Raw genomic sequence first — 12,113 nt, 5'->3', positions numbered from 1 at the left:
CTTGAAATTTATTGTCAATTAGAATATAAACATAAATAATATGAACAGAAAAGCGGCATTTCTTTTAGGAATTTTGGCCTCTTGTGCATTACCGCAAGTAACCTTTGCTAAACATTCAATCGGAGAATCCAGTCATTATCAACAAGACGTAGAAGGCAAAGAGCTGATTGGTCGATGGGACATCGAAGTTGATATTAATGGTACCCCTGCACCATCCTGGTTGGAGGTAAAATTGTCGGGCTATAGAACTTTAGTCGGTCATTATGTGAGTACTTCCGGAAGTGCTCGGCCAGTTTCGCAGGTGTTTTATGAGAAAGGAAAGTTTAGATTTGCCATCCCACCTCAATGGGAAGGCGGAAAGATGAATCTAAGTGTTGAAGGAGAGATTGTAAACGGTGTATTGCAAGGGACAATAACAGAGCCTGATGGGAAAACATATCGCTTTAAAGGTGTTCGTGCTCCGGAGCTGAAGCGAACAGCTGCAGTAAAATGGGGTAAGCCCATTCAGCTGTTCAACGGCAAGGATCTGTCAGGATGGAAAGCTACCGGTAAAACGAATCAGTGGGTGGTGAAAAACGGAATTTTGACTAGCCCGCAATCTGGTTCTAATTTGGTCTCTGAGCAAAAATTTGAAGATTTTAAATTACATGTTGAATTTAAAATTCCAGCAGGAAGTAATAGTGGTGTCTACTTAAGGGGCCGTTATGAGGTTCAGATAGAAGATAGCCCCAAGGATGCACATCCTAATGCTGTGCTTTTCGCAGGGGTATACGGCTTCTTAGCTGCAAATGAAATGGTCAATAAAGGAGCCGGAGAATGGCAAACCTATGATATTACATTGGTAGGACGTCTAGTGACGGTTGTGGCAAACGGAAAGACTGTTATCAGTAACCAAGAAATCCCTGGTATAACGGGCGGTGCTTTGGATAGTAAAGAGGCAGAGCCGGGACCAATTTATTTCCAAGGGGATCATGGTCCCGTGGAATTCCGAAAAGTGATTATTACTCCAGCTATTAAATAGCATAACATGATACAAAGGCTATCTGAAAAGGTAGCCTTTTTAAATCCCTATGACAACGACTACAATATCTTCATTCTGGTAGGAGGTGTAATAGCGTTCAATGGAGCCGTGAGCTTTGTACTCTTGCAACTCTTCAAAAACCATTTTTTTTAACATTCCTTTTCCCTTGCCATGAATAAACTTTATTTCGTTCATTTCCCAATAAATAGCTGCATCTAGATTAGATCGCATAAAATCAATGGATTCTTGTAAGAGCTCCTCTGGCGAATAATCTTCCCAATCTTCAAGGAAAGTATCGGTGTGTAAGTCTACGATAGCTGGTGGTTTGTGCATTTCTCAATATTTTACAATGCTGCAAAAGTATAATAAAACAGCGACTTAATAGGTTAAGTCACCAACGAAATCAATCGCTTGGGCAAATTTTTCATACCATTTTTTGATAATAGCTGCAATTTCATACTCTTCCTCATCGGCATGGTTGAGCATAAGTAACTCGATCGATTGGAGTAGCTGTTTGAGATCTAGAAAATAACCGTCGAAATCCCGGAACGCAGAGACAGTGTCTCGAATAAGCAGCATGGCATCATGTCGAAGTGTAATCATATCATGACGTGAAGATATTCGGTCCAGCAACCATTCCTTTTGGAAATTGGAGTCAATATGTCTGTTGCAAGCCTGATTAAAAAGCAATTCAAATTCAACAATTTGATGTTTCAGGTCATATATAGCTTTTTGGAGCTCTTCAAAAGTACTGATGATCTTTTCTTGGGTCTCCATGTTTTTTGATATAATTGCCATGATATTTTACTTAAAAATGTATGCGCTTGGTTTTTAGTTATTTAAATAAAAGCATGTAAGGTATATACAAATAGTTCAGCCGAATGTTTTACATGTCTAAAATTCGGTTATGATTTTTGTATATAAAAGAAGAGACTGAGCTTAAAACGGAACTGAGTTTTTTTGGTTTTTGGTCCCGTTTTCAAATCGTAGATTTTTTTTGAAACCTAATTTATTTAATACTATTTAATTTTAAGTATATTTAATATGCTGTATTGCAGCCAATGCACTGAAAATGTATTAACTATGTTAGCATCTAGTTTTGTTGATTTCTTTAAGAAGAGGAGGTACTATGTCCTTTTTTTAGCATTGCTATTGGTATGCAGCTTACCCATGTGTCATGGCCAATATAAGCTGAAAGATTCTACAAAATTTATAAACGATCAGTTGCCCAGGTATCTCGGAAGAATGGGGAAGATTAAGTCTAGAAATTATCCCCTTGGTGGTCGTGAAGCAATCTTGCGAATATTACTGAAAGACTATTACGTGTATAGATTGGTATCAGGAGAAGATAGTTTGGATAGGGAACGTTATCCTGCTTTATGGAATCCTCTTTCGGTACAAACATTTAAAACGCTAAATACGCGTGATATGTTTAGTTACTGTATGCTTGCACCTGAGTTTGAGATGCAAAATTGTGGTTCCTTGGGGCGCTTGAAAGGTCAATACATATTTGGAGTCTATTATCGAGGGGACATACCGCTGGAATATTGGAGCAATAGACAGTTGGTTGCTTTGCATGGAAGTAGAGATTCTGTTGTACGATATGTGGACCAGATGTGGCCTACACTCGATTTCATTGGTGAGAATACCAAAGATTTAGCGGTTGAATTGATGATGTGGGAGTTGATACCAAAGGTGTTGGATAAGTTGGTTCTGGCGCCAACGGACAATGATCTGTATGCTCTATTGGTACAAATAATGATGCGTCTGAAATTCAAACCTTTTGAAGATTCAGCTATTTATGAGCAATTGTATGGTCCGACATCTTATATAGGAAGTCGAATTGAAAGCAATGCAGAAAATCGGAATGACATCATGAAACTCGCGCGGGAATGTTTTGAAACGCTAAATACATCGCCTGGCTTCCAATTGCCAACTTATATTAAACGGGAGCGTTTCTTAGACCCTCCTTCTTCAAGGGAGATGTCAGGTGGCATGAGTACCTCAAAAGGACCAGATTGGAAGTGGAAAAAAGTAGAGGTACATCATTATAAGCTAAAGTTGTAGATCTTTGTCTAGAAGCAAAATTTACCATGAAGGTAAAGTATCTTTTTAACTGTAGTCTTTTCTAAAGCTTATACTAGTTTGACCATAAGTAGGGGAGTAGGTTATTTCCTTTTTTTTTACGTTATTCGCGTAAACGAAAAATAGCTTAAGATATAATATAATGAAGGAAAAGGCAATTGGAAATTACCAATTAGAAATCTGTTCAAATTCCGTAGCATCAGCAATTGAAGCCGAACAAGGAGGTGCGACCCGGGTAGAGTTTTGTCAAAATTTGGAAAATGGAGGGACTACACCTTCGTTTGGTCAGTTGCAGTTAGTGCGGGAACTGGTGAATATTGGTATTCATGTGCTTATCAGACCGCGTGGAGGTGATTTTCTTTATACAGAGACCGAGATCTTAGAAATGATAGCAGATATTCAGTTGTGCAAGGAATTGGGGATAGATGGTGTTGTAATAGGTATGCTGAACGCAGATGGTACGGTGGATAAAGTGAATACTTTGCGATTGGTGGAAGCTGCGCGTCCCATGCATGTTACCTTTCATCGTGCTTTTGATCGCGTGGAAGATCCTTTTCAGGCATTAGAAGATGTCATCGAACTGGGGATAGATCGTATTTTGACATCTGGTCTGCAAAATTCTGCTTTAGCTGGAGCTCCACTACTCAAACAGTTAGTTCAACAAGCAAATGGCCGTATTGTGATTATGCCTGGTGCAGGTGTAGATGCAGCTAATATAGTTCATATTTTAGCGCAAACTGGTGCAGTTGCAATACATAGCTCAGCGAAAGAATTGCATGTGTCGAAGATGAGGTTTAACCAGAGTCAGGTCAATGGAATGGATGAGGCACAGTGGATGAGCTCAAAAGAAAAAGTCCACCAAATGGTGGACCTATTAAAAAGCCTTTAAAGTAGTACTTTAAAGGCTATTAAATTCTTCTTACTATTTAGCTTCTGAAGCTAATTGATTTAAGATAGCATCGTTTTTAACGATTTGGTTGCTAGCTTTCATTTTTGATCTAGAACCTAACTCTACGTTAGTTCCTAATTTCAAAAACTGAACTTCAACACGTGAAACAGTTTTATTTCTTCTATCTTTTCTTTTTAAACGTGTAACTCCCATTTTGATAATATTTTTATTGTTTAAAATAAAACGAGGTCGGAAGCGGATTCGAACCGCTGTAGGAGGTTTTGCAGACCTCAGCCTAGCCACTCGGCCATCCGACCCTATTTTTTTCCTTTTGAAGGTCTGCAAAAATAAAACTTATAATTGGAATTAAAAAATCTTTATGATAAAACTTTTATGTTTTTAAGCATCCGTCTGAAAACCAAGCTTGTATTTTGCTGTGTGATCCTTTGAGCGATAGTCAGCAGCAACATATCGGAGGGTTTTCAGCTTGGGATAACCAAGACGTTTTTGACAAAGCACTTTCCTCGGTAAAATCAAACACCGAACCCCTTGCAGCTCGCCATCAGATTGAAATAATACGCCAATCACTGTATCTTTTAAAGGACAATGCTAAATCGTGAAAAGATACTTTTTTGTGATGTTTTACTTTGTAAATTAAAGGCTTATGGATTTTGGAATAGATATTGCAAATGGAAATGTAATAAATCTCATACAGGAAATTATGAGATTAAGTGATAAAAGAAGAAAGTAAATTAAATTAGGAAACATGAAAAAACTATTATTATCTGCAGCAATTTTATTTGGTTCGTTAGGAGCTTTTGCACAAGGTGGATTGGGATATGGTCTCCGTGCGGGTGTAAATATTCCTAAATATTCTTTAAGTAATGAAAGCACACAATCAAATACAGGATTTTTTGTAACGGGTTATTTGGACGCTCCCGTTTCGCCTTATTTTTCTATTCAGCCGGGATTGTCTTTGCAAAATAAAGGTGGAAAGTGGACACCAGGTTCAGCTTCTGAAATTAAAGAGAGTGTAATGTCACTTGATATTCCAGTAAACCTAGTGGCTAAATTACCTACAGGAGATTCTGGTAACTTTTTTATTGGTGCAGGACCTTATGTTGGATTCGGATTAAGTGGTAAACGTAAAGGAGAGTTAGGCGAGGGAAATGTGAAAATTGAACGTGATCTAAATTTTGGTAGCAATGAAAATGATGATCTTAAACGTACCGATTTTGGTATCAATTTCTTAGCTGGTTACCAATTGACTAATGGTTTTCAGATCAATGCTGGTTATGGTTTAGGTTTAACCAACTTAGCTCCAGGGTCAGGTGATATGGCTAAAAATCGTATTTGGTCTGTTGGTATCGGTTTCGGACTATAAGAAATATAAGTACTTAAACTTATTATGAGGAAAGAGTCCCTGCATTTGTGGGGACTTTTTTATTGGATTAAACTTTAGTCAACCGAAATTGTTATTTTTATTCAAAAGATTGCTGCATGAAAAGATTTCTTCCTTTACCCTTTTATGTCAAACTTGCCTGTGTATTGATCAGTATACTTTTATTGGGATATTTGGCAAAGATCGGAGATACCATACTTATTCCCATGATTTTGGGCTTGTTGTTTTCGCTGCTGCTGATTCCGCTAAGTAATTTTATGGAACGGAAGCTACATTTTCCAAGGACACTGGCCGGCATATTGAGCGTTATTTTATTTTTCGGTGTTTTGGGGTACGGACTTTTTCTATTGGCCTCACAGCTTACACTCCTTAAAGAAGATTTCCCGGCTTTTAAGCAACAGATTATGGATGGCGTGGGTAATCTACAGACCTGGGTGAGCCAACAGTTTGGAATCCAGCATAAAGATCAGATTGATTTTATTAATAAAACAGCATCAAAATCCGTTGATTCGGGAACTTTATTTTTAGGTACTGCATTGGTTTCCCTGTCGTCGATGTTTATTCTGTTTGTCTTTACCTTTCTTTACACATTCTTCTTACTGATATATAGGGGACATATTGTCAAGTTTCTTTTATTTGTCAATCGTGTAGAGGACCGACCGATTGTTCTGGACGTGGTTCAACAGGTTCAGTATGTCGTCAAAAAATATCTGATCGGACTACTGATCCAAATGAGCTTGGTTTCCCTTTTGGTCTTTATTGTCCTTTCGTTGATTGGGGTAAAATATAGTCTGCTTTTGGCATTAATCACCGGGGTATTCAATGTGCTACCTTATGTTGGTATTTTCTCTTCCATGCTCATCATTGCCATTCTGACATTTGCGACATCTTCTTTTACTCATGTCGTCCTGGTCATTATCGCCCTCATTATTATACATATGATCGACAGTAATTTTATTGTTCCTAAGATTGTGGGTTCTAAGGTGAAAGTTAATTCGTTGTTTGCTATGCTCTCCATTATTATTGGCGAAATGGTATGGGGTATTTCCGGTATGTTTTTGGCGATTCCTATTTTGGCGATTGTCAAAATTATAATGGACCGCATTAAGGAGTTAAAACCTTGGGGATTTCTTTTAGGGGAAGAAGATAGTAAGGATGACGTTTACAATGATATGTACGCGACCTTGCACCATGAACTTCCCCCTTCGACTGAAATTGATAAAGAAGCCGAATAGTTTTTTTATTACTTTTGCCCGCTATCTCAAACATAGCGAATAAAAGTAATTATATGAAGAGAATATTATTAACCACATTAGCCATTGTGGGAATGACAACCGGGCTTCAGGCTCAAATATCTTTCGGCCTTCGTACGGCGGCCAATTTTGCAAAGGAAATGAGATATTCAAGCTATGGAAGCTCGGCCTATCCTGCCATCACAAGATTGCATATAGAAGCATACGTAGAGCTTCCATTGCGTAATAATTTTGCCTTGCAACCTGGTGTGGCTCTTCAACAGACAGGGTCCAAAATGAGTACAGGTTCGCAAAATGGTGAAATTTTGATGGATGGCTGGCGTAAGGTACAATATCTTGAAGTCCCTTTAAACTTAATGTATTATTTTCCTCAAAATAATTTTGGTCAATTTTTTCTAGCTGGGGGACCATATACAAGCGTTGCAATCTCTGGGAAAGAGAAATTTTCTAGGACTGTAGAAGAAATTCAGTTTGGGACTAGAAAAAATAGCAATGAGATGAAAAAATATGATGCTGGATTAAATTTTTTAGCGGGATTTAAATTAACAAATGGCTTTTCGGTGCATGGCGGATATGCGTTAGGGCTTTTAAATATCAAGCTAGATGATAAGATTGATACCTATAATCGTGTATTTTCAATCGGACTTGGTTATCAGCTATAATTTTAGTTGCTCGAAAAATGTCTTTCATCCTCATGTTTTGGATTTATTAGTTTCATGAGGAATATTTGCGCAAACAAAACCTTCATGATTCGGCAGACAGCAACAGCAATGGAAGCCGACTGAAGGTTTCTTTCTAGCTAATAATATCAGACACATTCACAAAAAAAGGGCTTTTCTTACGAAAGGCCCTTCTTTTTTCAGTGACTGAAATCTATCACACTTTGATTTCTACTTCAACACCTGAAGGCAATTCAAGTTTCATCAATGCGTCAACAGTTTTAGCGTTTGATGAATAGATATCCAACAATCTTTTGTAAGCACACAATTGGAATTGCTCACGTGCTTTTTTGTTAACGTGTGGTGAACGTAATACCGTATAGATTTTTTTCTCAGTAGGCAATGGAATAGGACCACTAACAACTGCACCTGTAGGTTTTACTGTTTTTACGATTTTTTCAGCTGATTTGTCAACCAAATTGTAATCGTAAGATTTCAATTTAATTCTGATTCTTTGGCTCATAGTATATGATATTATTTAAAAATGACCGCTGATTAGAGCTATTAACAACCAGCGGTCGGTTTATTTTTGAGTTCTATATTATTCTACAGAACCTTTGATTTTACCTTTTGATTTTGCAATCACCTCTTCAGCAACGTTACGAGGGGCTTCTTCAAAGTGATCAAATTCCATTGTCGATGTTGCACGACCTGAAGTGATTGTACGTAATTGCGTTACGTAACCGAACATTTCAGAAAGTGGAACCAATGCTTTGATTACCTGTACACCGTTACGTGAATCCAAACCTTGCATTTGACCACGACGACGGTTTAAGTCACCCATTACATCACCCATGTTTTCTTCTGGTGTTAAAACCTCTATTTTCATAATTGGTTCCATTAACACTGGAGAACATTTAGGTAATCCTTCACGGTATGCTTGACGAGCAGCTAATTCGAAAGACAATGAATCTGAATCGACAGCGTGGAATGAACCATCAATCAAACGAACTTTCATTCCTGATAATGGGAATCCTGCTAATACACCATTTTTCATTGAAGTTTCAAATCCTTTTTGAACTGAAGGGATAAACTCTTTAGGAATTTTACCACCAACAATTTCATTAACGAATTGAAGTGGTGATTTTGATAAATCGAAATCTTCATCCGCTGGAGAAATAACAACTTTGATATCCGCGAATTTACCACGACCACCTGATTGTTTTTTGAATACCTCACGGTGCTCAGTAGTACCGTTGATAGACTCTTTGTATGATACTTGAGGAGCACCTTGGTTAACCTCTACTTTAAATTCACGTTTCAAACGGTCGATCAAGATCTCTAAGTGAAGCTCACCCATACCAGAGATAACTGTTTGACCAGTTTCTTCGTCAGTTTTTACAACGAATGTAGGATCCTCTTCAGCCAATTTACCAAGACCAATACCTAATCTATCAACGTCAGCTTGAGTTTTAGGCTCAATCGCCAAACCAATTACTGGCTCAGGGAAAGTCATAGACTCAAGAATGATAGGTGCTTTTTCGTCACAAAGTGTATCACCAGTTTTGATGTCTTTGAAACCTACAACAGCACCGATATCACCAGCCTCGATGAAAGGGATAGGGTTTTGTTTGTTCGCGTGCATTTGGAAGATACGAGAGATACGCTCTTTGTTTCCTGAACGAGTGTTCAATACATAAGAACCAGCATCTAACTTACCCGAGTAAGCACGGATAAAACATAGACGACCTACAAATGGGTCAGTCGCAATTTTAAAACCTAAAGCTGCGAAAGGCTCGTTTACAGATGGTTTACGTAAAATTTCTTCACCTGTATCAGGGTTAGTACCTTTTACAGCATCGATATCAAGAGGTGAAGGCAATAATTCCATTACTAGATCCAACATGGTTTGAACACCTTTGTTTTTGAAAGATGAACCACATACCATAGGAACAATTGCATTATCTAATACCGCTTTACGTAAAGCATCTAAGATTTCACGCTCAGTCAATGAATTTGGATCTTCGAAGAATTTCTCCATCAAAGTCTCATCATAACCAGCTACTGCTTCCAATAATTTCTCACGGTATTCAGCAACTTCATCCAACATATCTTCTGGAATTGGAACTTCTGTAAAGGTCATTCCTTTATCATGCTCATTCCATACGATACCACGGTTGTTGATCAAGTCAACTACACCTTTGAATGTATCTTCAGCACCGATAGGCAATTGTAAAGCTACTGCATCGGAACCTAGCATTGATTTTACTTGGCCAACAACTTTTAAGAAGTCAGCACCTGAACGGTCCATTTTATTAACGAAACCAATACGAGGTACTTTATATCCATCAGCTAGTCTCCAGTTAGTCTCAGATTGAGGCTCAACACCATCAACCGCAGAGAATAAGAAAACTAATCCGTCTAGTACACGTAACGAACGGTTTACCTCAACCGTGAAATCCACGTGTCCAGGAGTATCGATTACGTTTACTTGGTATTTGTTGTTACGGTAGTTCCAGAAAACGGTTGTAGCAGCAGAAGTAATTGTGATACCACGTTCAGCTTCTTGCTCCATCCAGTCCATTGTAGAAGCACCTTCGTGAACTTCACCAATTTTGTGGTTTACACCTGAGTAGTAAAGGATACGCTCAGTTGTTGTAGTTTTACCAGCATCGATGTGGGCAGCGATACCGATATTTCTAGTGAATTTTAAATCTCTTGCCATAATATTTTTAAGCAGCGGACCTTAATGGTCTTATGTGTTTAAATGTAATGTTAAATAAGTACACCGACCTTGATAAAAGATTGTTTTTATCGGAGGTCGGTGTAATCATATTTTTTTGAATGTCTTCAAAATTAGAATCTGAAGTGTGAGAACGCTTTGTTAGCTTCCGCCATTTTGTGCGTATCTTCTTTCTTCTTAACAGCAGCACCTTCACCTTTAGAAGCTGAAATGATTTCTCCTGCTAATTTTTCGAACATTGTTTTTTCACCACGTTTACGAGCGTATGAAATTAACCATTTCATACCCAAAGCGATTTTACGATCTGGACGAACTTCCATAGGAACTTGGAAGTTAGCACCACCAACACGGCGTGATTTAACTTCAACAGCAGGCATAACGTTGTTCAAAGCTTTTTTCCAAGCTTCTAAACCGCTTTCTTGTGTTTTTTGTTCTACTAATTCTACTGCGTCGTAAAAAATAGAATAAGCGATAGATTTTTTACCATCTACCATCATATTGTTTACGAAACGTGTTACCTGAACGTCATTAAACTTTGGATCAGGTAAAATGATTCTCTTTTTCGGTTTTGATTTTCTCATTTTTCTTTCCTCCGTTTAATTATTTCTTTTTACCTTTTGCTGGAGCTGCAGCTGCTTGTCCTGGTTTAGGACGCTTAGTTCCATATTTAGAACGACGTTGGTTACGACCTGCTACACCTGAAGTATCTAATGCACCGCGGATGATGTGGTAACGTACACCTGGTAAATCCTTAACACGACCACCACGGATCAATACGATCGAGTGCTCTTGTAAGTTGTGACCTTCTCCAGGGATGTAAGCGTTGACCTCTTTACCGTTTGTTAAACGTACACGAGCTACTTTACGCATTGCTGAGTTTGGTTTTTTAGGGGTAGTAGTATATACACGTGTACATACACCTCTTCGCTGTGGACATGAGTCCAACGCTGGTGACTTACTCTTATCAACCAGAGCTACTCTACCTTTTCTAACTAATTGTTGAATAGTAGGCATTTACCTGTTTTTGTTTATAAATTTTTTTACCTTAAATATTTTAAGTTCGCAAAGATACTGATTCCCTTTTGAATATGAAATAGTTAGTGTATAAAATTTAGATTATTTTTTGAAAATGAACTGCTCTTTTCTTTATGACCCTATCATCATAGCTGTAGCATGCTAAATGTACAGTCCAGCATCTTTCGTCAATCGCTACGCCTCCGCCATCAAACTAATTTGCATAGATTAGGATGTAATCATCCTCCCAACCGCCACCGCCTGTAATATCTTGTCGAAATTGAAAATTTAATTGCTGAAGGTTTGTTGTACACGAATATGGACGATTATAGGGAAGCAAGACGGCAAAAAGCTATGTAATATAGGTTTCTTCTTATAAGCACTGTAAGTTGTTCTTTCGCTGCGTAGTACTCTTTAAATAATGGTATTCTCTCATAAATATTCTTCTACTGGTTTTCAGGTATATTGTACCTCCTGCATGTTTTTGCGTTCTGTTTGGCAAAGTGTTTGATAAAAACGTGTAAATATTTAGTAGAAACAAATTAATGTATTCAAGTTATGAAAATCAAAATGAGATTAATGTATGCAGTGGTATTGGCCTTGGTAACCTTCGCTTTTGTTGGATGTTCAAAGGATAAAGATGAACCCATTCAAACAGGTGGAAGCATCGATGCAGCTGTTGGTACTTACAAGGGTAGTTTAGATCTATCGAATACAAGCGGACCGATGTTTGATAAAATCGTGACGGTTACAAAAATTTCTGACAATACTTTGAAAGTTGAGATTGGAGACAAAGCGCTAAAAATACCTGCGAAAGAGTTTAAGGTTATCAATAATATGAACATTGCAATTCAAACGGCTGGTGTTTCTCCAGAAGGATCATTTTTATTTGATGTGGAAAAAAAGACACTTCTTTGCCAAGGAAAGAAAACTACTGAAAATGAGGTCTTTTTCACTTTCGAAGGAACGAAACAATAAGTTTATCCTTTCTTGTTCAAAAGAAAAAGCGGTATTGACTTTAGTCAATACCGCTTTTTTTGTCATATA

14 protein-coding genes and 1 tRNA gene are annotated in these 12,113 nt (G+C 37.9%); 7 read left to right on the top strand and 8 right to left on the bottom strand.

Annotated features, from left to right (window positions below; genetic code table 11):
• Nucleotides 1-40 precede the first annotated feature (40 nt).
• The gene (locus K2F45_RS23375; RefSeq protein ID WP_088162900.1) at nt 41-1,021 is read left to right on the top strand and encodes a 3-keto-disaccharide hydrolase; all 981 of its coding nucleotides are present in this window, start codon (nt 41-43) and stop codon (nt 1,019-1,021) included.
• Between the two features lie 39 nt (nt 1,022-1,060).
• Here K2F45_RS23375 and K2F45_RS23370 read toward each other — a convergent pair whose 3' ends face one another.
• Together K2F45_RS23370 and K2F45_RS23365 are read right to left on the bottom strand one after the other, a co-directional pair.
• The gene (locus K2F45_RS23370; RefSeq protein WP_088162899.1) at nt 1,061-1,354 is read right to left on the bottom strand and encodes a Smr/MutS family protein; all 294 of its coding nucleotides are present in this window, start codon (nt 1,352-1,354) and stop codon (nt 1,061-1,063) included.
• 45 nt (nt 1,355-1,399) lie between these two features.
• A complete protein-coding gene (locus K2F45_RS23365; protein ID WP_075994119.1) occupies nt 1,400-1,819 on the bottom strand; it encodes a hypothetical protein in 420 nt (139 codons plus the stop codon).
• A 285-nt stretch (nt 1,820-2,104) separates the two neighbouring features.
• On the opposite strand from K2F45_RS23365, the gene K2F45_RS23360 reads away from it, so the two are divergent.
• Nucleotides 2,105-3,088, top strand: a complete 984-nt coding sequence (locus tag K2F45_RS23360) for a hypothetical protein (protein ID WP_157698577.1) — start codon at nt 2,105-2,107, stop codon at nt 3,086-3,088.
• 160 nt (nt 3,089-3,248) lie between these two features.
• Nucleotides 3,249-3,995, top strand: a complete 747-nt coding sequence (locus K2F45_RS23355; RefSeq protein WP_088162897.1) for a copper homeostasis protein CutC — start codon at nt 3,249-3,251, stop codon at nt 3,993-3,995.
• A gap of 33 nt (nt 3,996-4,028) precedes the next feature.
• Here the strand turns inward: K2F45_RS23355 and K2F45_RS23350 are convergent, their stop codons facing one another.
• Together K2F45_RS23350 and K2F45_RS23345 are read right to left on the bottom strand one after the other, a co-directional pair.
• Complete coding sequence (locus K2F45_RS23350) at nt 4,029-4,208, bottom strand: hypothetical protein (RefSeq protein ID WP_046671880.1); 180 nt, start codon at nt 4,206-4,208, stop codon at nt 4,029-4,031.
• Between the two features lie 33 nt (nt 4,209-4,241).
• Nucleotides 4,242-4,312, bottom strand: a tRNA-Cys gene (locus K2F45_RS23345).
• A gap of 449 nt (nt 4,313-4,761) precedes the next feature.
• Here K2F45_RS23345 and K2F45_RS23340 point away from each other — a divergent pair.
• The 3 genes from K2F45_RS23340 to K2F45_RS23330 all read left to right on the top strand — a co-directional run bounded on the left by K2F45_RS23340 (nt 4,762) and on the right by K2F45_RS23330 (nt 7,312).
• A complete protein-coding gene (locus K2F45_RS23340) occupies nt 4,762-5,379 on the top strand; it encodes a porin family protein (RefSeq protein WP_075994116.1) in 618 nt (205 codons plus the stop codon).
• 116 nt (nt 5,380-5,495) lie between these two features.
• Nucleotides 5,496-6,632, top strand: coding sequence for an AI-2E family transporter (locus K2F45_RS23335; RefSeq protein ID WP_088162895.1), 1,137 nt, complete (start codon nt 5,496-5,498; stop codon nt 6,630-6,632).
• Nucleotides 6,633-6,685: 53 nt separating this feature from the next.
• Nucleotides 6,686-7,312 (top strand): porin family protein, encoded by a 627-nt coding sequence (locus K2F45_RS23330; RefSeq protein WP_088162894.1) that lies wholly within the window; start codon nt 6,686-6,688, stop codon nt 7,310-7,312.
• A 214-nt stretch (nt 7,313-7,526) separates the two neighbouring features.
• Here the strand turns inward: K2F45_RS23330 and rpsJ are convergent, their stop codons facing one another.
• From rpsJ to rpsL, 4 genes are all read right to left on the bottom strand, one after another.
• The gene (gene rpsJ, locus K2F45_RS23325; protein WP_028070501.1) at nt 7,527-7,832 is read right to left on the bottom strand and encodes a 30S ribosomal protein S10; all 306 of its coding nucleotides are present in this window, start codon (nt 7,830-7,832) and stop codon (nt 7,527-7,529) included.
• A 78-nt stretch (nt 7,833-7,910) separates the two neighbouring features.
• On the bottom strand, nt 7,911-10,034 hold the full coding sequence (gene fusA, locus K2F45_RS23320) for an elongation factor G (protein ID WP_088162893.1): 2,124 nt from the start codon (nt 10,032-10,034) through the stop codon (nt 7,911-7,913).
• A gap of 131 nt (nt 10,035-10,165) precedes the next feature.
• Nucleotides 10,166-10,633, bottom strand: coding sequence for a 30S ribosomal protein S7 (gene rpsG, locus K2F45_RS23315; RefSeq protein ID WP_046671863.1), 468 nt, complete (start codon nt 10,631-10,633; stop codon nt 10,166-10,168).
• Between the two features lie 19 nt (nt 10,634-10,652).
• Nucleotides 10,653-11,066 carry a 30S ribosomal protein S12 gene (gene rpsL, locus K2F45_RS23310; protein ID WP_002993550.1) on the bottom strand — a complete coding sequence of 138 codons (414 nt, stop codon included), beginning with the start codon at nt 11,064-11,066 and terminating at the stop codon, nt 10,653-10,655.
• Between the two features lie 558 nt (nt 11,067-11,624).
• Here rpsL and K2F45_RS23305 point away from each other — a divergent pair.
• Complete coding sequence (locus K2F45_RS23305) at nt 11,625-12,044, top strand: hypothetical protein (protein WP_083663757.1); 420 nt, start codon at nt 11,625-11,627, stop codon at nt 12,042-12,044.
• Nucleotides 12,045-12,113 lie beyond the last annotated feature (69 nt).

Source organism: Sphingobacterium siyangense (assembly GCF_023277505.1).
GTDB classification, from domain to species: Bacteria; Bacteroidota; Bacteroidia; order Sphingobacteriales; family Sphingobacteriaceae; genus Sphingobacterium; species Sphingobacterium siyangense.
The sequence above is the reverse complement of the archived record's forward strand: the minus strand, read 5'-3'. Positions and strand labels throughout refer to the sequence as shown.

Bases quoted from the DNA above. Each gene is read 5' to 3' on its own strand.
- K2F45_RS23350 (WP_046671880.1), bottom strand. From the start codon at position 4,208: ATGGGAGTTACACGTTTAAAAAGAAAAGATAGAAGAAATAAAACTGTT.
- rpsJ (WP_028070501.1), bottom strand. From the start codon at position 7,832: ATGAGCCAAAGAATCAGAATTAAATTGAAATCTTACGATTACAATTTG.
- K2F45_RS23335 (WP_088162895.1), top strand. From the start codon at position 5,496: ATGAAAAGATTTCTTCCTTTACCCTTTTATGTCAAACTTGCCTGTGTA.
- fusA (WP_088162893.1), bottom strand. From the start codon at position 10,034: ATGGCAAGAGATTTAAAATTCACTAGAAATATCGGTATCGCTGCCCAC.
- K2F45_RS23330 (WP_088162894.1), top strand. From the start codon at position 6,686: ATGAAGAGAATATTATTAACCACATTAGCCATTGTGGGAATGACAACC.
- K2F45_RS23370 (WP_088162899.1), bottom strand. From the start codon at position 1,354: ATGCACAAACCACCAGCTATCGTAGACTTACACACCGATACTTTCCTT.
- K2F45_RS23365 (WP_075994119.1), bottom strand. From the start codon at position 1,819: ATGGCAATTATATCAAAAAACATGGAGACCCAAGAAAAGATCATCAGT.
- rpsL (WP_002993550.1), bottom strand. From the start codon at position 11,066: ATGCCTACTATTCAACAATTAGTTAGAAAAGGTAGAGTAGCTCTGGTT.
- K2F45_RS23340 (WP_075994116.1), top strand. From the start codon at position 4,762: ATGAAAAAACTATTATTATCTGCAGCAATTTTATTTGGTTCGTTAGGA.
- K2F45_RS23305 (WP_083663757.1), top strand. From the start codon at position 11,625: ATGAAAATCAAAATGAGATTAATGTATGCAGTGGTATTGGCCTTGGTA.
- K2F45_RS23355 (WP_088162897.1), top strand. From the start codon at position 3,249: ATGAAGGAAAAGGCAATTGGAAATTACCAATTAGAAATCTGTTCAAAT.
- rpsG (WP_046671863.1), bottom strand. From the start codon at position 10,633: ATGAGAAAATCAAAACCGAAAAAGAGAATCATTTTACCTGATCCAAAG.
- K2F45_RS23360 (WP_157698577.1), top strand. From the start codon at position 2,105: ATGTTAGCATCTAGTTTTGTTGATTTCTTTAAGAAGAGGAGGTACTAT.
- K2F45_RS23375 (WP_088162900.1), top strand. From the start codon at position 41: ATGAACAGAAAAGCGGCATTTCTTTTAGGAATTTTGGCCTCTTGTGCA.